The sequence below is a fragment of the Massilia frigida genome, from assembly GCF_011682175.1.
Lineage (GTDB): Bacteria > Pseudomonadota > Gammaproteobacteria > Burkholderiales > Burkholderiaceae_D > Telluria_A > Telluria_A frigida.
This window is the reverse complement of sequence record NZ_WHJG01000159.1, coordinates 1-661: the sequence shown is the minus strand read 5'-3', so window position 1 is coordinate 661 and position 661 is coordinate 1. Positions and strand designations below refer to the sequence as shown.

Annotated in this window: 1 protein-coding gene and 1 pseudogene; both read left to right on the top strand. The window is 59.3% G+C overall.

Translation table 11 applies throughout. The features are described 5' to 3' along the window. The coding region (locus F2P44_RS34485) for a hypothetical protein (protein ID WP_167094599.1) at positions 1-379 on the top strand (379 nt) is incomplete at its 5' end. Continuing rightward, positions 376-661, top strand: a pseudogene (locus tag F2P44_RS34480) (VapE domain-containing protein); the annotation flags it as partial. The gene F2P44_RS34485 and the pseudogene F2P44_RS34480, both read left to right, overlap by 4 nt.

The following is a 661-nucleotide window of genomic DNA, read 5'->3' as shown; positions in this document are numbered from 1 at the left end:
CATCGGCGGCCAGGCCAACATCAACGCATGGATGAACGCCACCGGCTGGTCTGGAGAAATCAAGACTTTCTACGCGGAGATCGTCACCAAGCTGATGCTTCGGAAGCAGGTGTCCACGCGCGACGACCTCTATCTCCTGACCGATGAAGGTCGGGAGCATATTAGCGTCGATTGCGATGCTCCGCCTATCGCACCGCCGGTGCTGGTCGGCGCGCGCTATGCCGCGCCAGCGCGGCCCCTGTCTTCACGCCATGTCGTGCGCGCAATGCCGATGCGCGAGGGCGCTTTCGACTATCTGTCGATTCCATCGCTGCAGGGCACGATCCGCGTGCAGCATCAAACCAGTTTGACGGTCGTGCCTGGAGATGTGCAGCAATGAGCGACGTTTCACAAGTAGTCGCCCAGATGATCGACCATGACATGCCGGGCCTCCCGGTTGGACATCCCATCCTCGATGCGAAATACCATCGATTTGGTAAGGGCAAGAAAGCCTGGTACATCTTACGCGAGACCACGCTACGCTCAGGTAGAACGGTGGTCACCGGTGCATTCGGTTTTTTCGTTGGTGAGAACCGCAATACCGTGCCAGTCAAGGTCGATACCGAGGTTATGACCGACGAAGAGCGCGCCGATTATTCGCGGCGGCAGCGCGCGGCAGAGA